General features: G+C 75.7%; 19 protein-coding genes and 1 riboswitch. Of the genes, 5 read left to right on the top strand and 14 right to left on the bottom strand.

The window, feature by feature from the left end; genetic code table 11:
• Window positions 1–334: 334 nt before the first annotated feature.
• From ACWEQG_RS27910 to ACWEQG_RS27900, 3 genes are all read left to right on the top strand, one after another.
• Window positions 335–733: a DUF222 domain-containing protein gene (locus tag ACWEQG_RS27910; protein WP_452289155.1), complete on the top strand. Its 399-nt coding sequence runs from the start codon at window positions 335–337 to the stop codon at window positions 731–733.
• A 93-nt stretch (window positions 734–826) separates the two neighbouring features.
• On the top strand, window positions 827–1,363 hold the full coding sequence (locus ACWEQG_RS27905; RefSeq protein ID WP_452289153.1) for an RNA polymerase sigma factor: 537 nt from the start codon (window positions 827–829) through the stop codon (window positions 1,361–1,363).
• A complete protein-coding gene (locus tag ACWEQG_RS27900) occupies window positions 1,360–1,848 on the top strand; it encodes a hypothetical protein (protein WP_452289151.1) in 489 nt (162 codons plus the stop codon). Before ACWEQG_RS27905 ends, ACWEQG_RS27900 begins: the two co-directional genes overlap by 4 nt.
• Window positions 1,849–1,864: 16 nt before the next feature.
• Here the strand turns inward: ACWEQG_RS27900 and ACWEQG_RS27895 are convergent, their stop codons facing one another.
• Window positions 1,865–2,212: a VOC family protein gene (locus tag ACWEQG_RS27895; protein ID WP_452289150.1), complete on the bottom strand. Its 348-nt coding sequence runs from the start codon at window positions 2,210–2,212 to the stop codon at window positions 1,865–1,867.
• Window positions 2,213–2,350: 138 nt separating this feature from the next.
• On the opposite strand from ACWEQG_RS27895, the gene ACWEQG_RS27890 reads away from it, so the two are divergent.
• Window positions 2,351–2,908, top strand: a complete 558-nt coding sequence (locus ACWEQG_RS27890; RefSeq protein ID WP_452289148.1) for a YceI family protein — start codon at window positions 2,351–2,353, stop codon at window positions 2,906–2,908.
• Between the two features lie 72 nt (window positions 2,909–2,980).
• A complete protein-coding gene (locus tag ACWEQG_RS27885) occupies window positions 2,981–3,796 on the top strand; it encodes an NAD-dependent protein deacetylase (RefSeq protein ID WP_452289175.1) in 816 nt (271 codons plus the stop codon).
• On the opposite strand, the gene ACWEQG_RS27880 is transcribed toward ACWEQG_RS27885, so the two are convergent.
• Genes ACWEQG_RS27880 through ACWEQG_RS27820 form a run of 13 tightly spaced genes read right to left on the bottom strand, consistent with a single transcriptional unit; the run spans window position 3,793 to window position 19,849 of the window.
• Entirely contained in the window at window positions 3,793–4,662 is an 870-nt protein-coding gene (locus ACWEQG_RS27880) for a sirohydrochlorin chelatase (RefSeq protein WP_452289146.1), read from the bottom strand. The genes ACWEQG_RS27885 and ACWEQG_RS27880 overlap by 4 nt on opposite strands.
• Window positions 4,659–5,234: a precorrin-8X methylmutase gene (locus tag ACWEQG_RS27875; RefSeq protein WP_452289144.1), complete on the bottom strand. Its 576-nt coding sequence runs from the start codon at window positions 5,232–5,234 to the stop codon at window positions 4,659–4,661. The genes ACWEQG_RS27880 and ACWEQG_RS27875 overlap by 4 nt, the downstream gene beginning before the upstream one ends.
• A complete protein-coding gene (locus tag ACWEQG_RS27870) occupies window positions 5,231–5,419 on the bottom strand; it encodes an ATP-binding protein (RefSeq protein ID WP_452289142.1) in 189 nt (62 codons plus the stop codon). Before ACWEQG_RS27870 ends, ACWEQG_RS27875 begins: the two co-directional genes overlap by 4 nt.
• Window positions 5,398–7,095 (bottom strand): precorrin-3B C(17)-methyltransferase, encoded by a 1,698-nt coding sequence (gene cobJ / locus ACWEQG_RS27865; protein WP_452289141.1) that lies wholly within the window; start codon window positions 7,093–7,095, stop codon window positions 5,398–5,400. Before cobJ ends, ACWEQG_RS27870 begins: the two co-directional genes overlap by 22 nt.
• The gene (gene cbiE, locus ACWEQG_RS27860) at window positions 7,092–8,267 is read right to left on the bottom strand and encodes a precorrin-6y C5,15-methyltransferase (decarboxylating) subunit CbiE (RefSeq protein ID WP_452289139.1); all 1,176 of its coding nucleotides are present in this window, start codon (window positions 8,265–8,267) and stop codon (window positions 7,092–7,094) included. Before cbiE ends, cobJ begins: the two co-directional genes overlap by 4 nt.
• Window positions 8,261–9,403, bottom strand: coding sequence for a cobalt-precorrin-5B (C(1))-methyltransferase (locus ACWEQG_RS27855; RefSeq protein ID WP_452289137.1), 1,143 nt, complete (start codon window positions 9,401–9,403; stop codon window positions 8,261–8,263). Before ACWEQG_RS27855 ends, cbiE begins: the two co-directional genes overlap by 7 nt.
• Window positions 9,400–10,212, bottom strand: a complete 813-nt coding sequence (gene cobM / locus ACWEQG_RS27850) for a precorrin-4 C(11)-methyltransferase (protein ID WP_452289135.1) — start codon at window positions 10,210–10,212, stop codon at window positions 9,400–9,402. The genes ACWEQG_RS27855 and cobM overlap by 4 nt, the downstream gene beginning before the upstream one ends.
• Window positions 10,209–10,931 carry a precorrin-2 C(20)-methyltransferase gene (cobI, locus tag ACWEQG_RS27845; protein WP_452289133.1) on the bottom strand — a complete coding sequence of 241 codons (723 nt, stop codon included), beginning with the start codon at window positions 10,929–10,931 and terminating at the stop codon, window positions 10,209–10,211. The genes cobM and cobI overlap by 4 nt, the downstream gene beginning before the upstream one ends.
• Window positions 10,928–12,244 (bottom strand): cobyrinate a,c-diamide synthase, encoded by a 1,317-nt coding sequence (locus ACWEQG_RS27840; protein WP_452289132.1) that lies wholly within the window; start codon window positions 12,242–12,244, stop codon window positions 10,928–10,930. Before ACWEQG_RS27840 ends, cobI begins: the two co-directional genes overlap by 4 nt.
• Complete coding sequence (gene cobO / locus ACWEQG_RS27835) at window positions 12,238–12,852, bottom strand: cob(I)yrinic acid a,c-diamide adenosyltransferase (protein ID WP_363473424.1); 615 nt, start codon at window positions 12,850–12,852, stop codon at window positions 12,238–12,240. The genes ACWEQG_RS27840 and cobO overlap by 7 nt, the downstream gene beginning before the upstream one ends.
• Window positions 12,853–14,799, bottom strand: coding sequence for a putative cobaltochelatase (locus ACWEQG_RS27830; protein ID WP_452289130.1), 1,947 nt, complete (start codon window positions 14,797–14,799; stop codon window positions 12,853–12,855).
• Complete coding sequence (gene cobN / locus ACWEQG_RS27825; RefSeq protein ID WP_452289128.1) at window positions 14,796–18,347, bottom strand: cobaltochelatase subunit CobN; 3,552 nt, start codon at window positions 18,345–18,347, stop codon at window positions 14,796–14,798. The genes ACWEQG_RS27830 and cobN overlap by 4 nt, the downstream gene beginning before the upstream one ends.
• Entirely contained in the window at window positions 18,344–19,849 is a 1,506-nt protein-coding gene (locus ACWEQG_RS27820; RefSeq protein ID WP_452289126.1) for a cobyric acid synthase, read from the bottom strand. The genes cobN and ACWEQG_RS27820 overlap by 4 nt, the downstream gene beginning before the upstream one ends.
• A 113-nt stretch (window positions 19,850–19,962) precedes the next feature.
• Window positions 19,963–20,086, bottom strand: a riboswitch (cobalamin riboswitch).
• Window positions 20,087–20,130 lie beyond the last annotated feature (44 nt).

The raw sequence follows: 20,130 nt of genomic DNA, 5'->3' as shown, positions 1-20,130 counted from the left end.
GCGTGAGGACGACGGCCACGAGCACCCCTGGCACGGCCAGGACGCGTGCGGATGTGCCCACTCCGGCATGGCGCGGCACCAGCCGGGCGGCAGGTTCGGCACCACATCGGCAACCGCACCGCAAACGCCACCGGGAGGACCGCGAGGAACCGAGACGCCGTCCGGCATGTCCAGGCCAGAGCCGGCGTCGCGGTCCGGTGCGCTGGGAGCAGAGCCGGGGGCGTCACCGGGGGCAGAGCCGGGAGCGTCGGCCGGAGGGCTGCCGGGGGCGGGGCCGGGCGCGGCGTGGGGGACGTTGCTGGGGACGGTGTTGGGTCCACTGCTGGGTCCACTGTTGGGGACGGCGCCGGGGTTGTTGCTGGCGACCGGGCAGGTGCTGCCCGTCTCCGGCGTGCACCGCCTGGCCCGCACCTCCACCCTCATGCGCCTGGTGATGGATGCCGAGGGGCAGGTGCTGGACATGGGCCGCAAGGTCCGCCTGGCCACCCCGGCCCAGCGGCGGGCCGTCTTCGCCCGCTACGCCACCTGCTGGATCGACGGCTGCCCCCTGCCCGCCACCAAGTGCCAGATCGACCACGCCGACAACTGGAGCACCGGCGGCCTGACCGACCTCAAGCTCCTCGGCCCCGCCTGCCAGTTCCACAACCGCGACCGCTACCAACACCCCGACCACTACACCCGCCGCAAGGCAGGCAAAGACCGCTGGGCCTTCACCTACCAGGGGCGCCGGTGAGAGACGGGTCATGAGCCCCGAACGAGCGGCCTGCTGCAAACCGTGAACCTTCTTGGCTTCTCGCCCGACTGTGCAAGGTGACGGGAGGACGAGATGACCGATGAGCTGCTGGTGATCCGCGCTCAGCTAGGCGAGCGTGGAGCGCTGGCCGAACTGCTGGATCGATGGCGGATGCCGGTGTGGACGTACGTGCGGCGCATGCTGGACGCCGACCGGGCCGACGACGTGAGTCAGGAAATCTGGCTGGCGGTGGTCCGCGGCCTGCCCCGGCTCAGGGAACCCGGTCGGTTCGCGCCGTGGCTGTTCACGATCGCCCGGCGCTCGGTCATCGACCGGCTGCGTGACGAGTACGCCCAGGCCGAGGAGGCCACGGGATTCGGCGACATCGCGGGCGAAGGGATCGCCGAGGATCCGGCTGAGGCCATGGTGAACCGTGCCGCGCTGGTGAACGTGCTGTCGGCTCTGCCGGTGCTGGAACGAGAGATCCTCGTCCTGTTCTACCTGGAGGACCTGCCGGTCGACGAATGCGCGCAGGTCTGCCGGATCCCGGCCGGAACGGTCAAGTCCCGGCTCAACCGCGCCCGTCGCCTGCTGCGTGAGCACCTGGAGGAGAAGGGACGTACGTCATGAACAACGAGCCGCGCCAGTCGGCGCAGGACATGATCGAGCGCCTGGCGCCCGTGCTGTCGCTCAGAACGCGGATCCGGGCGGTGACGGCGCTACTGGCCGGCGTGGCCGGCGCGGTCTTCGTGAGCACGTTGTGGTGGTCGGAGCCCGGCCCGCTGCCCGGGCGCACTCGCCTGGCGTTCGCGTCGCTCACGGTGTTCTGCCTGGCCTGGGCCGGGTACGGCGGGTGGTTGCTGACGCGCCGGGTTCCGCTGTTCGCCGCCGACCGGGTGATCGCCGCCTGGATCGGCCTGGCCGCCTCGCTGGCCACCACCGCGATCGTGACCGTCGTGGCCGTGCAACGAGGCACGGGGGCGTGGCTCGCCCTGGCGGTCGGAGGTCTGTTCGCGGCGGTGGCCGTGGTGCTGGTGGTGCGCGCCCACCTCCGGCGGGCGGCGCTGCTGCGCCGCAGGCACGAGCTGACCGGCAGCGCGAAATCTACAACGTAAAGGAGGTGGGTTGTGATCAAACCGGGGAGTAGAAGACGACGTCCCAGCCGTTCGGCCCACGTACCGTGCACCTGTGCTCGTGCGGGCCCCGCTCGATCTCGCCGACCGTGAGACCGAGTGCGGTGGCGCGCTCCCTGGCGCGCTCGACGTCGGGCACCTTCACCATGACGGACGGCGCGGTCGTCGTCCGGTCGGTGCCGGCCAGTGCCAGTCGCCCCGACGGCAGGTCGAACTGCGCCCAACGGTCGCCGTCCACGAATGTCGGGGTGGCCCCCAGCAGGGCCGACCACGTCTCGACCGCCGCGCCGAGGTCCGTGCACGGCACGACGGGTGCCAGGGAGAGTGCCTTGTCGTCCTGGTCCACGCTGTTTCCGCCTTTCGTCAGGATGCGGCTCCGAGCACGGTAGAACACGCTGTGGATCACCGCCAGGGGGCAGAGTCGACCTTCAGCTGAGCGTCCGGCACTGACATCTCCGGCCCGTTTGCCGGGAATGCCCATGAAATGGACGTCGAGGCGGGCACGTACGCGCTGGGACCGAGGTCGGGCAGGCTCCTGGTCCTCACCGGCCGCGCCGGGCTGGGCGCCAAGGCCGGGCACGACCTGACGATCGAGGTCACCCGGTGGCGTGGCGAGGCGGTGGTGACGCCGGACGACCCGGCGGGCTGCCGGGTGACGGTGGAGGCCGAGGTGGCCTCGATGCGGGTGCGCGAGGGGACGGGCGGGGTCAAGCCGCTCACCGACTCCGACCGGGTCGAGATCGAGAAGAACATGCGCGACAAGGTCCTCAAGGCGGACCAGCACCCTCTGGTCACGTTCCGGTCGACGCGGGTGGAGGGCGGTCCCGAGGCGTTCCGCGTCGAGGGCGACCTGACGATCGTGGGGGTCTCCCGGCCGGTCATGGTGGACGGCGCGTTCGCGGACGGGCGGGCGCGCGGCCGGGCGACCGTCGTGCAGTCCGAGTGGGGGATCCGCCCCTACTCCGCCTTCTTCGGCGCGCTCAAGTTGCGCGACGAGGTCGAAGTGATCTTCGACGTACGGCTGGGGGAGGGCCGGGCCTGACATGCGCGGCGCGTCGGGCACCATGGAAGCGTGACTGTGGTGCGCGACGCGGAGACCGCCGAGCGGTGGGGCATGCTGGCCGATCTCATGGCGGACGGCGAGGTGGTGGTCCTCAGCGGGGCCGGCCTGTCGACCGAGTCCGGGATTCCCGACTACCGGGGGGAGACCGGCCGCAGGCGCAGGGCCGAGCCGATGACCTACCACACGTTCGTCAGCAGCGCCGCCGCCCGCAGACGCTACTGGGCGCGCAGCCACCTGGGGTGGCGTCACATCGTGGACGCCTCGCCCAACGCCGGTCACCGCGCGGTCGCGGAGCTGCAGCGCCGCGGCCTGGTCGCCGGGATCATCACGCAGAACGTGGACGGCCTGCACCAGGCGGCGGGCGCGGACGGGGTCGTGGAGCTGCACGGCAGCCTGCACCGGGTGCGCTGCCTCGCCTGCGGACGGCGCACCCCGCGCCACACGCTCGACCGGCGGCTGCGCGCGGCCAATCCCGGCTGGCACGCCCGCAGAGAAGTGATCAACGCGATGATCAACCCCGACGGCGACGCGGTGCTGGGCGCCGACGAGGTCGAGACGTTCCGCACGGTCGACTGCGAGGGCTGCGGCGGCGTGCTCAAGCCCGACGTGGTGTTCTTCGGCGAGAACGTGCCGCCGTCACGGGTCGAGGAGTGTTACGCGCTCACCGAACGGGCCGGCCTGCTGCTCGTCCTGGGGTCGTCGCTGACCGTCATGTCCGGCTACCGGTTCGTGCGGCACGCCGCCGCCCGGTCGATCCCCGTAGCGATCATCAATCAGGGGCCGACCCGGGGCGACGGCGAGGCGCTGATGACCTTCGACGCCCCCCTCGGCCCGGCCCTCACCACGCTCGTGCGGGAGCTGGCCTAGACGTGCACGTGCGCCGGGTCGTCCGGGTGGTGGTGCGGGTGCTGCGCGGCGCCCACCCGGTGCTCGTGGCCCGGCAGCGGCACCCGGTAGAGGCAGGTGTCGCAGTTCATCCGGATGTCGCCGCGCAGCGCCTCGTCGTAGCGTTCCAGCACCAGGCCGGCCAGGGCGGGCGCGGGCCCGATGACGCCGGCGCAGCGCACCTCGACCTCGGGGTGCGCCGTGGCCCACTCACGCGCCTGGGCGGCGGTGCGGTCCGGCAGCACCCCGCTGAACAGGAAGTACGGCAGGACGACGATCCGGCGGGCGCCGAGCAGCCGGGCCCGCTCCAGCGCGGCCGCGACGCCGGGATCGGCGAGGCTGATGAACGCGGGCTCGACACCACCCAGGCCGCGTCCCTCCCACAGCAGCCGGGCGACCTTGACGTGCTCGGCGTTCGCGTCCGGGTCCGAGGAGCCGCGGCCGACGAGCACCACGGTCGTCTCCGCGCGCTCGGACGGGTCGAGCACGGCGTCCAGCCGCTCGTCCAGCAGGCCGAGCAGTGTGGGGTGCGGCCCGAGCGGCCTGCCGTACGCGTAGCCGAGACCGGGGTGGCGCAGCGCCTCCCGGCGGAGCGCGGCGGGCACATCTCCCTTGGCGTGCCCGGCCGCGACCAGCACGAGCGGCACCACGCCGAGTCGGGTGTGCCCGGCGCTGGTGAGCGCGGCGACCGCCTCGCGCAGAGGCGGGCGGGACAGCTCGATGAACCCGCCGGCGACCGGGACGGAGGCGCGGGCGGCCACCTCCTCGACCAGCAGGTGGAAGTCGCGGACACCGGCCGCGTCGCGCGTGCCGTGACCGACGAGGAGCAGCGCCGGCGAGCCGGTCATAGGGGATCCTCCCAATACAGAAGTGCGTTGACGGCGGCGGCGGCGACCGCCGAGCCGCCCTTCTCGCCGCGGTTGCTGACCGCGGGCAGTCCCGACGCGCGCAGGGCCGCCTTGCTCTCGGCCGCTCCGACGAAGCCGACCGGCAGTCCGACGACGAGCGCGGGGCGTACGCCGAGGCGCAGGATCTCCTCCAGCGCGGTGGGGGCGTTGCCGACGGCCCACACCGCCCCCGGGCCCACCTCGTCGTAGGCGAGGCGGACGGCGGCGGCGCTGCGGGTCAGGCCGTCCCCGGCGACGGCCCGGCGGACGTGGCAGACGGGGGTGACGGCGGTGACGCCCGCGGCGACCATCTCGACGTCGGTGACGACGGGGGCGCCGGCGCGTAGGGCGGCGGCGGCCCGCCGAAGGTCCTCCTCGGCCGAGACGACCAGGTCGCCGAGGTAGTCGAGGTCGGCGCTCGCGTGGATCACCCGCTCGGTCACGGCCCGGGTCAGCGGCGGCAGCCCGGAGGTGTCCACGCGCGAGCGCAGGATGTCGTACGACCGGGCTTCGATCGGGTGCACCCTTCTCAAGCCGGCACCTCCGCCACGGCGTCGACGGGGCACACTTCGGCGCACTCGCCGCAGCTCGTGCACCGGGAGCCGAGCACGATCAGCGCGCCGCCGGGGCCGGGCCGGATGGCGTGCTCGGGACAGGTGAGCAGGCAGGCGCCGCAACCGGCGCACGCGCCGGTGACTACGTAGGAGAGGGCTGCCACGCGTACCCCCTCGGTGTCACGAAGCGGCCCGCCACGGCCCGGCTGGACGTGGCGCCGACGATCACGAGGCTGCGCATCGTCACGGCGGACACGTCGAGCGCCCCGAGCGTGGTCAGCGCGACGCTCTCGCCGGAGCGGCTCGCGTCGGTCACCACGCCGGCCGGGGTGTCCGGGCCGCGCCGCTCGCCGAGGATCTCCAGCGCCCGGGGAAGCTGCCAGTCGCGGCCGCGCGAGCGGGGGTTGTAGAAGGCGACCACGAGGTCGGCGTCGGCCGCCGCGCGCACCCGCCGCTCGATCGCCTCCCATGACGTGTGCAGGTCCGACAGGCTGATCGCGCAGTGGTCGTGCCCGAGCGGCGCGCCGAGCAGCGCGCCGGCGGCGAGCATGGCCGTCACCCCCGGCACGCCGACGACGTCGAAGGTGTCGTCGGCGAACTCCAGCGCGGGCGCGGCCATCGCGTAGACGCCCGCGTCGCCGCTGCCGACCAGCGCGACCGCGTGCCCCTCGCGGGCCAGCCGTACGGCGGTGCGGGCACGTTCCTCCTCCGCGCCGAGGCCTGAGGCGATCACCCGGGTGCCGGGGCGCAGCAGGTCACGGATCTGGTCGACGTACTGGTCCAGGCCCACGAGGTGGCCGCAGCGGCGCACCTCGGCCACGGCGCGCGGGGTCATCAGGTCGCGGGCGCCGGGGCCGAGTCCGACGATCGCCAGCCTGCCGCGGGGGCGCAGCCGGGCGACGGCGGCGGTCGCCATCGCCGACCTGCGTTTGGGCACGACCAGGTCGCCGCCGTCGGCCAGCGCGGCGGCCTCGGCCACGCTGGGGGTGCCGACCGCCCGGCGGACGACCTCGCTGGGATGCGGCACCGCCACCCCGGCGAGCCGTTCGGCGGGGTGGGTGACGAGCGGCACGCCGAGCGCGCGGGCGGCCGCCACGATGCCGGCCTCGTCCGCCTTCACGTCGGCGGTGGCCAGGCGTACGACCGACCGGGGCGACAGCCCGGCCTCGGCCAGCGCGTCGCGGATCAGCGCGAGGACCTCCTCGGCGGCGACGCCCCGGCTCGCGCCGACGCCGACGACGAGGCTCGGCGGCCGGACGACGACGGCCGGTCGCGGCGGGTCCACGACCCGATCGGTCACCACGACGCACGGGGGGCGTGGCGTGGCCGACGGGGTGACGGGCAGCGGCGGCAGCGGCCAGGTGGCGTCGGCGGTGAGCGTCACCTCCTCGCCGCCGGGCAGATCACCGGGCAGGCTGTCGAGCATGGCCCGGGTCACGGCGGCGACGTCGCCCTCGACCGGCAGGCCGAGCGTGTCGAGCGCGCCGGCGCCGGTGGCGTCGGTCGCGGTGGTGACGACCGGCATGGCGCCCAGCACGGAGGCGACCTCGTGCGCGAGCCTGTTGGCGCCGCCGCCGTGGCCGCCGGTCAGGGCGACCGCGAAGCGGCCCGCCTCGTCGACGCACACCACTCCGGGGTCGTCGTGCTTGTCGCCCAGCAGCGGCGCGAGCAGCCGCACGGCCGCGCCGACCGCGAGGAAGCACACGACGCGGTCGCACTCGCGCCAGGCCCGCGCCAGGTCGGCCACGGGATACCACCGGGTGTCCGGCCAGGCCTGCTCCAGCAGGCCGGCGGCCGTCCGGCCCGCCTTCGTCGCGGTGACCAGTCCGGTAACCGTCATCGATGCCCCCATACGAGAAAGACCGGATTGGCCGCGGCGAGACGCGTGGCGCCGCCGGGCAGGTCCGCGAACCTGCTCGCCGCCAGCGACACGCCGCCCACGTCGTACGCCGCGGCGCGCAGCGCGTCACGTACGGCGGGCACCCGGTCCACGGCGGCGAGCGCGGCGACCACGGTCCGTGGGCCGAGACCCGCCACGTGGCCCACCACCTCGGCGCCGCCCCCGCCGACGAACACCGCGTCCGGGACGGGCAGCCCGGCCAGGCATCCGGGCGCCTCGCCGTGCACCACCCGCACCTCGACGCCGTACGCGGCGGCGTTGCGGCGCGTCCGGTCGCACTGGGCGGGGTCGCGGTCGGCGGCGACGACGGCGGCGCCGAACCTGGCCGCCTCGACGGCCACGGAGCCGCTGCCGCAGCCGAGGTCCCAGACCAGGTCGCCCACGCCGGGACCGAGGTGGGCGAGCGCCAGCGCCCGCACCTCCGCCTTGGTGATCATGCTGTCGCGGTGCTCGAAGCGCTCCTCGGGCAGCGCCCAGCGCTCCGGAGTCAGGCGTGGCGGCGCCGCCCAGCCGCGCGGAGACGGCCGATCCACCAGGCAGAGCACCACGTTGGGGTCGGCCCACTCCCGCCCCGCGGCCTCCTCGGGCGTGCACTCGGTCACCCGCCGTCCGGCGGCGCCGAGACGCTCCGCGACCAGGAGCCGGCGTGGCCAGCCGCGCAGCGCGGCGCCGATCTCGGCGGGGCCCGCGCCGGGCGCGGTGAGCACGGCGACCTTGGCCAGCGCCCGGCAGGCGTTGACGGCCCGGCGGGGGTCGCGCCCGTGCGCGCTCACCACGACGGCGTCGTCCCAGCTCAGCCCGGCCAGTCCGAAGGCCGCCGCGACCGAGGAGACGGCGGGTGCGACCTCGACGCCGAGGCCGTGCTCGCGCAGCAGGCGGACGAGGCCGAAGAACCCGGGGTCGCCCGAGGCGAGCACGACGGCCGGGCCGTCATGGGCCGCGAGGGCCCGCACTCCCGCCGCCACGTCCCCCAGCACGACGCGCTCGGCCCGGGCGGGCACGGGCAGCGCGTCCAGGTGGCGGGCGGCGCCCGCCACCAGCGTCGCCCCGGCCAGCCGCGCGGCGGCCCACGGGGCGAGGGGACGTCCGTCGACGCCGATCACCGTCACCACCGGTCGGCCTCCTCGCTGGAGGCGACGGGGGCGAGCCCGTCGGGATCGACCATGATCACGGCCGCGGTGAGCGCGCCGTCGCAGAACCGCTCCAGCACGTCCTTGACCCGCGCGCACAGCACGCGCCCGGCGGGTTCGAGCAGCCCGGCGGCCTCCCACAGCTCGTAGGCGTGGCGGGCGGTGTTCGCCTCGGCGACCCGCCCGGCCAGGGCCTCGTCGCCGCCCGCCTCCCGGGTCACCCCGGCCAGCAGGTCCTTGTCGATCTTGGAGCGGGTGTAGTGCGTCATGAGCACGCCCGCGGCGAGCTTGGTCAGCTTGCCGACCATGCCGACGAACAGCACGTCGGTCAGTCCCGAGTCGGCGGCCCGGCGCAGCGCGGCCCCGGTGAAGTCGCCGACCTCGACGAAGCACACGGCGGGCAGGCCGGGCCGCAGCCGCATCGCGGCCCGGTCGGTGCGCCCGCCCGTGGACAGCACCAGCATGCGCTCGCCCTGCGCCGCCATCACGTCGATCGCCTGCAGGACCGACGAGCGCCACGACTCGGTGGAGAACGGCCGCACGATCCCGGTGGTGCCGAGGATCGAGATGCCGCCGAGGATGCCGAGCCTGGCGTTGGTGGTCTTGCGGGCCATCCGCTCGCCCTCGGGCACGCTGATGACCACGCGGACGCCGCGCCGCCCGAGGTCCAGAACCTCGCCGACGGCCTGGGTGATCTGCGCCCGGGGGACCGGGTTGATGGCGGGGCCGCCGACCTCCAGGCCGAGGCCCGGCCGGGTGACCACGCCGACGCCGACGCCGCCGTCCAGTTCGATGCCGGCCTCGGGACGCCAGGACACGGTCGCGGTCAGGTGTGCGCCATGGGTCACGTCCGGGTCGTCGCCGGCGTCCTTCACGACCACGGCCGTGGCCCTGGCGTCGCCCACGGCGTAGGAGTCCACCGGCAGCGTCACCCGGCCGCCGCCGGGCAGCGGCGTGTCCACGGTGGGCGGGGTGTCGCCGTGCGCGAGCGCGATGCTGGCGGCCTTCGCGGCGGCGGCGCCGCAGGTGCCCGTCGTCCATCCGGTGCGCAGCGCCCGCTTGCGCACCCGCATCGTGCGCGGCAGGTCCGGCTCGCGCAGCTCGGGGATATCGCTCATCGCGAGCCTCGCAGCTCGCGCCGCGCCGCGGGCTCGGAGCGGCGGTGGCCGTGGAAGTGGCCCGGGTGGTAGAGGTGCGAGCGCGTCCCGTGGGCCTCCAGCGCGGGCCCGACCAGCACCAGTGTGTGCTTCCAGAGCCGGTGGGCGCGCACGGTCGCCGCCAGCTCGTCCAGGCGGCAGCGCAGCACCAGCTCGTCCTCCCAGGTGACCCGGTAGCCGACCACGCAGGGCGTCTGCGGCGGGTAGCCGCCCGCCAGCAGTTCCTGCTGCAGCTGCGCCGAGCGGGCCGCCGACAGGAACAGCGCCATCGTCGTGCCGTGCGCGGCGAACTCCCGCACGGTCTCGCCGTCGGGCATCGGCGTCTTGCCGCCCTCCAGGCGGGTGAGCACGACCGACTGCGCGACCTCCGGCACGGTCAGCTCCCGCCGTACGGCGGCGGCGACGGCGGTGAAGCTGGAGACCCCCGGCACGACCTCGGTCTCCAGCCCGAGCGCGGCGCAGCGGTCGAGCTGCTCCTGCACTGCTCCCCACAGGGCGGGGTCTCCGGAGTGCACACGGGCCACGAGCAGCCCGTCGCGGGCCGCCTCCTCGTACAGGGCGACGACCTCCTCCAGGGGCGCCGCGGCGGAGTCGACGATCCGGGCGCCGGCCCGGGCGTGGTCGAGCACGCCGGGATGGACCAGGCTGGAGGCCCAGACCACGATGTCGGCGGCCGCGATGGCCGCCGCGCCGCGCAGCGTGAGCAGGTCGGGCGCGCCCGGCCCCGCGCCGACGAAAACGACCTTGCCCCTCGAAGCAGGCCCGCTCACAACCGGCCTCCCCGGCCCGTACGCTCCCGGGTGACCAGCAGCGCGGACAGGTACGGTCCGGTCCCGGCCGGATCGAGCCCGGCGGCGGGCCGCACGTCCTCCTCCGGCAGCCCGAGCGACGCGCCGTACACCGCGCCGGCCAGGCGGCCGGACTCGCGGACGGCGGCCAGCACTTCCGGCAGCATGCGCCCTCCCTTGTAGGCGACGACGGTGTCGTGGGCGTCGAGTGCCCCGCGCAGAGCGTCCAGCCCCGCCGTCAAGGGCATCAGCGCCAGCGACTCGCGGCCCTCGACCAGGACGGTCCCGCTGCTCGCCGCGAGCGCCTGCATGGCGGTGACGCCGGGAACCGTGCGGACCTCCAGCTCCGGCACGAGCCCGCGCACGGTCTCGGCCAGGTAGGTGAAGGTGCTGTAGACGTTGGGGTCGCCGATCGTCGCGAAGGCGACGGTCCGCGCCCCGCGCCCGTACGCGGCGGCGACGGCCGCCCCCGCCGCGTCCCAGGCGGCGTCGCGGCGCGGCCCGTCGGTGAGGGCGAACTCCAGGCGCAGCACGTCGCGCCCGGTGTGGGCGCGGACGATCCGCTCGGCGCGGCCCTGCTCGCCGGTGTCGGCCACCGGCACCACCACGACGTCGGCCTCGCGCAGCACGCGCACGGCCTTCACCGTCACCAGGTCCGGGTCGCCCGGGCCGACGCCCACCCCCGTCAGCACGGGCCTCATGCGGCAGCCCCCTTCACGAGATCGCGGGCCAGGCGTGGCGTGCCCGCCCAGTGCGGGTGGAGGTAGGAGGCGTGCACGCCGCCCCGGACGAATCCCTCCCGCCTCGGCAGCACGTACGCCGGGGACTCCCCGGCAGGCGGAGAGCAGGCGGTGCGGTGGAACTCATGGGCGCGTACGACGGTGCCGTCGGGCCGTACCGCCTCCCGGTAGCCGAGCGTCAGCCGCTCGGTCATCCGCGCCTCCACCGGCAGCACCCCGCACATGGGCGCGCCGTCGAGAGAGGCGGCGAGGTAGAGCAGACCCGCGCATTCGGCCGTGATCGGCAGGCCGCGGGCGGCGAGACGGGCGACCTGTTCCCGCAGCGGCGCGTTGGCGGCCAGGTCGGCGGCGTGGACCTCGGGGAACCCGCCGCCGATCACCAGCGCCCGGGTGCCCGGCGGCAGCGCCTCGTCCCGCAGCGGGTCCACGTACGCCACCTCGGCCCCGGCGGCGCTCAGCAGCTCGGCCGTCTCGGCGTAGGAGAACGTGAACGCCGCGCCGGCGGCGACCGCGACCACGGGCCGCCCGGGAACCGGGATCCCCACCGCGTCGGCGGCCGACCACGCCGTGGTGGACAGCGGAGGCGCGGCCGACGCCAGGCGCAGGATCAGGCCGAGGTCGCAGTGCCGCTCCACCAGGGCCCCGAGGGCGGCCACGGCCCGCCGCGCCTGCGCGTCGCGCTCGGCGGCGGGCACCAGGCCGAGGTGCCGCGACGGCACGTGGACGGCCGCGTCGCGCGGCAGCACCCCGGCCACCGGGATGCCGAGCGGCCGCAGCGCCTCGCGGAGGATCTCCTCGTGGCGGGCCGAGCCCACCCGGTTGAGCACCACCCCGGCGATCCGTACGGACGTGTCGAAGGTGGCGAAGCCGTGCACGAGGGCCGCGACGGACGCCGACTGGGACGACGCGTCCACCACGAGCAGCACGGGCGCGCCCAGCAGCCGGGCGACGTGCGCGGTCGACGCCTGCCCGGAGGAGCCGCGCCCGTCGAACAGCCCCATCACGCCTTCGACGATCGCGACGTCCGCGCCGCGCGCGCCGTGCGCGAACAGGGGGGCGACCAGATCCTCGCCGGCGAGGAACGCGTCGAGGTTGCGGCCCGGACGGCCGGTGGCGAGCGCGTGGTAGCCGGGATCGATGTAGTCGGGGCCCACCTTGTGCGGCGAGACGGCCAGGCCGCGCGCGGTCAGCGCCGCCATCAGCCCGGTGGCCACGGTGGTCTTGCCCGTGCCCGAGGCGGGGGCGGCGACGACGAGCCGGAGGACGTTCACCATTCGATGCCCCTCTGGCCCTTCTGCCCCGCGTCCATCGGGTGCTTGACCTTGGTCATCTCCACCACGAGGTCGGCGGCCTCCACCAGACGGGGATCGGCGTCGCGGCCGGTGATCACCACGTGCTGGCGGCCGGGCCGGGCGCGCAGGGTCTCGACCACGTCGTCCACGTCGACCCAGCCCCACTTCAGGGGATAGGTGAACTCGTCGAGGACGTACAGGCCGTAGGTCTCGGCGGCGAGGTCGCGCTTGATCTGCGCCCAGCCCTCGCGGGCGTCGGCGGCGTGGTCGGCCTCGGTGCCGGGCCGCCGGATCCACGACCAGCCCTCGCCCATCTTGTGCCAGGTCACCGGCCCGCCCTCGCCGGTCTGCTCGTGCAGCCGGCCGAGGGCGCGCAGGGCGGCCTCCTCGCCGACCCGCCACTTGGCGCTCTTGACGAACTGGAACACCCCGACGGGCCAGCCCTGGTTCCAGGCGCGCAGCGCGAGGCCGAAGGCGGCCGTCGACTTCCCCTTCATCTCCCCGGTGTGCACGATGACCAGCGGGCGGTTGCGCCGCGCGCGCGTGGTCAGCCCGTCGTCCGGCACGCTCGCCGGCCTGCCCTGCGGCATCTACGCCACCTTCCTGACGTCACGCACCACCGCGGCCAGGTGATCGGCCGCCAGTTCTTCCAGCCGGATCGCGGTCCCGCCCAGCGCGGCGGCGAGCCGTCCGGCCAGGCCGAGCCGTACGGGGCCGTGCTCGCAGTCGACGACCACGCTCGCGACCCCGGCCAGCCGCCGGGCGGCGCCGGCCGGGTCGGGGCCGAAGGTGTGCCGCCCGTCGGTGACGACCACGAGCAGCGCGCGGCGGCGGGGGTCGCGCAGCCGCTCGGCGGCCAGCACCCGTTCCGCCCGGTGGAGCCCGGCGGCCAGCGGGGTGCGCCCGCCGGTGGCCAGCCGGGCCAGCCGGCCGGAGGCCAGCTCGACGCTGGAGGTCGGCGGCAGCGCGACCGTCGCGTCCTCGCCGCGGAAGGTCACCAGGCCGACCTTGTCGCGGCGCTGGTAGGCGTCCAGCAGCAGGGACAGCACGGCGCCCTTGACCGCGCGCATCCGCGCCCGGGCGGCCATCGAGCCGCTGGCGTCCACGCAGAACAGCACGAGGTTGGACTCGCGTCCCTCGCGTACGGCTTCGCGCAGGTCGTCGCGGCGCAGCACGAGACCGGAACCGGTACGGCCCCGCCCGCGCTGGTGGGGCGCGGCGGCGGCCAGCGTGGCCGGCAGGTCGAGCAGCCGCAGCCGCCCGGCCGGGACGCGGGCGCCGACGGTGCGGCCGGACTCTCCCGTGGTGCGCCCGCGCCGTCCGGCGGGCCCGCCCCGGCCGGCCGCCTCCGGTGCGAGGAGCCGGGTCCGATAGGGCGCTCCCGGCTGGACGGGCGGGGACCCCGCGGCGCCCCCGGACCCGCCACCCTCGCCGGCGTCACCGCCGGACGCGCTCCCGCCGCCCGGGCCGTCGTCGTCCGGCCCGTCGTCGGGGGTGTCGCCGGGGGTGTCGCCGGTCTCGCGGAGAGCCTGTTCCAGCCGTTCCTCGTCGAGGCCGTGGCCCCGGTCGTCACGGGGGTCGTCGAACGGGTCGCGGCGGCGGCGGTGGGGGAGCGCCAGGCGGGCGGCCGCCCGGACGTCGTCGGAGGTGACCTCGTCCCTGCCCTCCCACGCGGCCAGGGCGACGGCCGTACGCGCCATCACGAGGTCGGCGCGCATCCCCTCGACGTCGAAGGCCGCGCACACCGCCGTGATGCCGCGCAGCGCGGCGTCGGGGAGCGCCACGCCGGGCAGCCGGTCGCGCGCCGCCACGATGCGCAGGGCGAGGTCGCGCTCACCGTCGGCGTAGGCCGCGGCGAAACCGGACGGGCCGGCGTCGAAGGCGAGGCGGCGGCGCACCACCTCCGCCCGCTCGGCGGGGTCGCGTGAGGCGCGCACCTCGACGGCCAGGCCGAAGCGGTCGAGCAGCTGCGGGCGCAGCTCGCCCTCCTCGGGGTTCATCGTGCCGACCAGCAGGAAGCGGGCCGCGTGGCGGACCGACACGCCCTCGCGCTCCACGTGGGCCACGCCCATCGCCGCCGCGTCGAGCAGCAGGTCCACCAGGTGGTCGTGGAGCAGGTTGACCTCGTCCACGTACAGCACGCCCCGGTGGGCCGCGGCCAGCAGGCCCGGCTCGAACGCCTTGACGCCCTCGGTCAGCGCCCGTTCCAGGTCGAGCGACCCGGCGACGCGGTCCTCCGACGCGCCGACCGGCAGCTCGGCCAGCCGGGCCGGGCGCGTCCGCGGCGACAGGCCGCTTTCATGGGGACCATCGGGGCAGGACGGGTCGGGCGCGGCCGGGTCGCAGGAGAACCGGCAGCCCGCCACCACCGCCACCTCGGGCAGCAGCGCCGCGAGCGACCGCACCACGGTCGACTTCGCCGTGCCCTTCTCGCCCCGCACGAGCACGCCGCCGATCGCGGGCGACACGGCGTTGAGCAGCAGCGCCAGCTTGAGGTCGTCGTGCCCGACGACCGCGGAAAAGGGGTATCCCGTCACTTGCCCGCCTCCAGGTCGCCTTCCATCTCCAGGTACGTCGCCCGCAGGCCGTCGAGGGTCTCCGGCGACGGCTCGGCCCACAGGCCCCGGTCGGCCGCCTCCAGCAGCCGTTCGGCGATGCCGCGCAGCGCCCAGGGGTTGGACGCCCGCATGAACTCGCGCACCTGCGGGTCGAAGACGTAGGAGGCGGCGAGCGACTCGTACATCCAGTCGTCCACCACCCCGGCCGTGGCGTCGAACCCGAACAGGTAGTCCACGGTGGCCGCCATCTCGAACGCGCCCTTGTAGCCGTGCCGCCGCATCGCCGCGATCCAGCGCGGGTTCACCACCCGCGATCGGAACACCCGCCGCGTCTCCTCGCCCAGCGTCCGGGTGCGCACCGCGTCGGGGACGTGCGAGTCGCCCACGTACGCCGCGGGGGACGTGCCGGTCAGGTGGCGGACCATGGCCACCATCCCGCCGTGGTACTGGAAGTAGTCGTCGGAGTCGGCGATGTCGTGCTCGCGGTTGTCCTGGTTCTTGGCCGCCACGTCGATGCGCCGGAACGCCGCCTCCATGTCCGTGCGGGCCTCCCGGCCGTCCAGCCCTCGGCCGTAGGCGTAGCCGCCCCACACCGCGTACACCTCGGCGAGGTCGGCGTCGTCGCGCCAGTTGCGGGCGTCGATGAGCGGCAGCAGGCCCGCGCCGTACGCGCCGGGTTTGGAGCCGAAGACGCGGCTGGTGGCGCGGCGCTCGTCGCCGTGCCGGGCGAGGTCGGCGTGGACGTGCGCGCGCAGCGGGTTGACCTCGGCGGGCTCGTCCAGCGCGGCGACCACGCGGACGGCCTCGTCGAGCAGCGTCACGACGTGCGGGAACGCGTCGCGGAAGAAGCCGCTGATGCGCACCACCACGTCCACCCGGGGGCGGCCCAGCTCCTCGGCGGTCATCACCGCGAAGCCGGTCACCCGGCGGGAGGCGTCGTCCCACTCCGGCCGCACCCCGAGCAGCGCCATGATTTCGGCGATGTCGTCGCCCTGGGTGCGCATCGCGCTGGTGCCCCAGACCGTCAGCCCGACCGTGCGCGGCCACTCGCCGGTGTCGGCACGGTAGCGCTCGACCAGCGAGGCCGCGAGCGCCGCGCCGGTCTCCCAGGCCAGCCGCGACGGGATCGCCTTGGGGTCGACCGAGTAGAAGTTGCGGCCGGTCGGCAGCACGTTGACCAGCCCGCGCGTGGGCGACCCGGACGGCCCGGCGGGCACGTAGCCGCCGTCCAGCGCGTGCAGCACGTGCGCCACCTCGTCGGTGGTCCGATCGAGCCGCGGCACGACCTCCGCCGCGGCGAAGCGCAGCACCCGGGCGACCTCCGGCACGTCCGTGACCGCTCCGGCCGCCGCCGGGTTCCAGTCGTGGTCCTCCATGGCCTGGACCAGCCGCCGCGCCTCGCCCTCGAACGCGTCCACCTCCGCCGTCCCGGCGTCCTGAGGCAGGCCGAGAGCCTCGCGCAGGCCGGGCAGCGCCCCGGCGGCGCCGGCCCAGACCTGGCGGGCGCGCAGCACGGCGAGCACGAGGTTGACGCGGGCCTCCCCGGTGTGGACCTGGCCGAGCACGTGGAGGCCGTCGCGGATCTGGGCGTCCTTGATCTCGCACAGGTAGCCGTCCACGTGCAGCAGGAAGTCGTCGAACTCCGCGTCCTGCGGCCGCTCGTCCACGTGCAGGTCGTGGTGGAGCTGGGCGGCCTGGATGAGCGTCCAGATCCGCGCCCGCACGGCCGGCAGCTTGGCCGGGTCGAGGGCGGCGACGGTCGCGTGCTCGTCCAGCAGCTGCTCCAGCCGGGCCAGGTCGCCGTACGAGTCGGCCCTGGCCATCGGCGGGATCAGGTGGTCGACGACGGTCGCGTGCGCGCGGCGCTTGGCCTGGGTGCCCTCGCCGGGGTCGTTGACGATGAACGGGTAGACCAGCGGCAGCGCGCCGAGCGTGGCGTCGGGCGCGCACGACGCCGACAGCCCGAGCCCCTTGCCCGGCAGCCACTCCAGCGTGCCGTGCTTGCCGAGGTGGACGACGGCGTGCGCGCCGAACTCGCGGGCCAGCCACCAGTACGCCGCGAGGTAGTGGTGGCTCGGCGGCAGGTCGGGGTCGTGGTAGATGGCGACCGGGTTCTCGCCGAACCCCCGGGGCGGCTGGATGGCGAGCATGACGTTGCCGAACCGCAGCGCGGCCAGCACGATGTCGGTCCCGTCCACGTAGAGGGACCCGGGCGGCGGCCCCCAGTGGGCGGTCACCGCCTCGCCCAGCTCGGCGGGCAGCTCCGCGAACCACTCCCGGTAGGCCTCCAGCGGCACCCGGGCCGGGGCGGCCTCGATCTGCTCCTCGGTGAGCCACTCCACGTCGTGGCCCCCGGCCGCGATCAGGGCGTGGATCAGCGCGTCGCCGTCGTCCGGCGCGTCGCCCACGTCGTATCCGGCCGCGCGCAGCGCCCGCAGCAGCACGACGGCGGAGGCGGGGGTGTCGAGCCCCACGGCGTTGCCGACCCGGGAATGCCGGGTGGGATAGGACGACAGCACGATCGCCAGGCGCTTGCCGCCGTTGGGCACGTGACGCAGCCAGGCGTGCGCGACCGCGAGGGCGGCCACGCGGGCGCACCGCTCGGCATCGGCGACGTAGACCGGCACGCCGTCGGGCCCGTCCTCCTTGAACGAGAACGGCACCGCGATCAGCCTGCCGTCGAACTCGGGCACCGCCACCTGCATCGCGGCGTCCAGCGGGGACAGGCCCGCGTCGGAGTCCGCCCACACGGACCGGGGCGTGGTCAGGCACAGCGCCTGCAGCACCGGCACGTCGAGCGCGGCGAGCGCCCCGGCGTCCCAGGCGTCCTCGTCGCCGCCCGCGCTTGCGGCGGCGGCGACCGCGCCGCCCGCGGCGAGCACGGTCACGACCAGCGCGTCGACCGGCCGCAGCAGTTCGAGCAGGTCCTCGCCCGCCCCGCGCAGCGACCCGCAGAAGACCGGCAGCACGTCGGCGCCCGCCGCCTCGACCGCGTCGCACAGCGCGTCGACGAACGCCGTGTTGCCCGACAGCTCGTGCGCCCGGTAGTAGATCACGCCGACCAGCGGGCGGCCCTCCCGGCGGGCGCGGCCGGGCCGCACGCCGTATTCGGGGGTGGGCCGGGGCGGCGCGAAGCCCTCGCCGGTCAGCAGGAGCGTGTCGGACAGGAAGCGCCGCAGCTCCGCCAGGTTGTCCGGGCCGCCCTCGGCCAGATAGGCGAGGGCCTGGGCCGCGACCCCCGACGGCACGGTGGACATCGCCATCAGCGCGGCGTCCGGGGCCTGCTCGCCGCCGAGCACGACCGTGGGCAGCCCGGCGGCCAGCACGGCGTCGAGCCCCTCGGGCCAGGAGCGCCTGCCCCCGAGCAGCCGGACGACGACGGCGTCCACACCGTCCAGCAGCGCCGGCACGTCCTCGGGGGCCGTACGCGCCGGGTTGGCGACCCGCCAGCCCGCCCCGCCGCGGGTGGCGGCGAGCAGCTCGGTGTCGGCGGTGGACAGCAGCAGCATCGTCGGCGGCATCGTCATGGGCGGTCCTCCCGCAACGTGATCTCGGCGGTGGGCAGGCCGGTGGGCACACCGCGCTCGATGAGCCGCCACACGGCCTCGGTGTCCAGGTGCTCCTCGACGAGGTCGCCCAGCGCGTCGAGACGGGCCTCCCGGTGCGCGGCGAACGCGCCGGTCCCCGGCAGCCAGGCCCGGCCCGCGACGGCGGCGACCTCGGCGAGGAAGGCCCGGCGGAAGCCGTCCCGCTCGAACAGGCCGTGCCAGGTCGTGCCCCACACCGCCCCCGCCCGGCAGCCGTCGAGGAACGGCTCGCCGCCCTCCGCCGTGACCCGGCCGTGGTGGATGCGGTAGCCCGCCACCTCGTGGCCCCGCCACTCGCCCTCCGCGAGCGTGAGCACCTTGTCCGGCGCGTACGCCGTGCGGGCGGGCAGCAGGCCGAGACCGGGCACGCGGCCCGCCCGGCTCTCCACGTCGTCGTCGATGACCGTGCCGAGCATCTGGAATCCGCCGCAGATCCCGAGCACCGGGCCGCCCTCGGCGGCGCGGCGGCGCAGCGCCTCGTCCAGGCCGCGCTCGCGCAGCCAGGCGAGGTCGCCGATGGTGGCGCGGGTGCCGGGCAGCACGACGAGGTCGGCGTCGGCGAGCTCGGCGGGGGTGGTGACCAGGCGCACGCTCACCCCCGGTTCGGCGGCCAGCGCGTCGGCGTCGGTGACGTTCGACATGCGCGGCAGCCGTACGAGGGCCACGCGCAGGACCTCACGCCCGACCGGCGGGGTGAGCAGGCCGGGACGGCTGTCGAGGTCGAGGGAGTCCTCCACGTCGAGCCAGAGCCCGGACCGCCACGGCAGCACGCCGAGGCACGGACGGCCCGTCGCCTCCGCCAGCCAGTCGAGCCCCGGCCGCAGCAGCGCGAGGTCGCCCCGGAACTTGTTGACCACGAAGCCGGCGATGTGCCGCTGGTCGTGCCGGTCGAGCACGGCGAGGGTGCCGGCGAAGTGCGCGAGTACACCGCCCCTGTCGATGTCGCCGACGACCAGCGCGGGCAGGCCGGCGGCGCGGGCCAGGCCCATGTTGGCGATGTCGCGGTCGCGCAGGTTGACCTCGGCCGGGCTGCCCGCGCCCTCGCAGATCACCACGTCGTAGCGGCGGCGCAGGCCGTCCAGCGCGTCGAGGGCGACGTCGAGCAGGCGCATCTTGTGGTCGCGGTAGGACAGGGCGTCCACGTCGGCGTGCGCCCGGCCGAGCACGACGACGTGGGAGTGCCGCTCCCCGGCCGGTTTGATGAGCACGGGGTTCATCGCGGCCTCGGGCTCGGCGCGGGCCGCCGCGGCCTGCATCGCCTGGGCCCGCCCGATCTCGCCGCCGTCGGCGGTGACCATCGAGTTGAGCGCCATGTTCTGCGCCTTGAACGGCGCGACCCGTACGCCGCGCCGGGCCAGCCACCGGCACAGGCCGGCCACCAGGACGCTCTTTCCGGCATCGGAGGTCGTGCCCGCCACGAGCAGGCCGCCACCGGCGGGCACGTCAGGTGACGGAGCGCGATACCGGCAGCGAGGCGCGTCTGCGCAGGCCTGTCCGGGCCATGGCATGTCCCCCCTGGGGGTGTCCGCGCCCCCGGTAGAAGGTCCGACGGCCGGAGTATCCTGGCTCCCGGATCGGCGCTCCCCTCAGCCTTCCCGCCCGTGGTGGGCAGTGGCGTGGGTGAGGGTCGCTCCCCGGTGACAGTGGCGGGACCGCGCCGGATTCACACCGGCTTCCTCCGCGTCCGTCGCTTGCGGTGGTCAACATACACCTTTGTGCCGGA

The sequence above is a fragment of the Microbispora sp. NPDC004025 genome (assembly GCF_053604425.1).
Note: the sequence above shows the minus strand (reverse complement) of the source record. Positions and strands in the feature narration are given on the sequence as shown.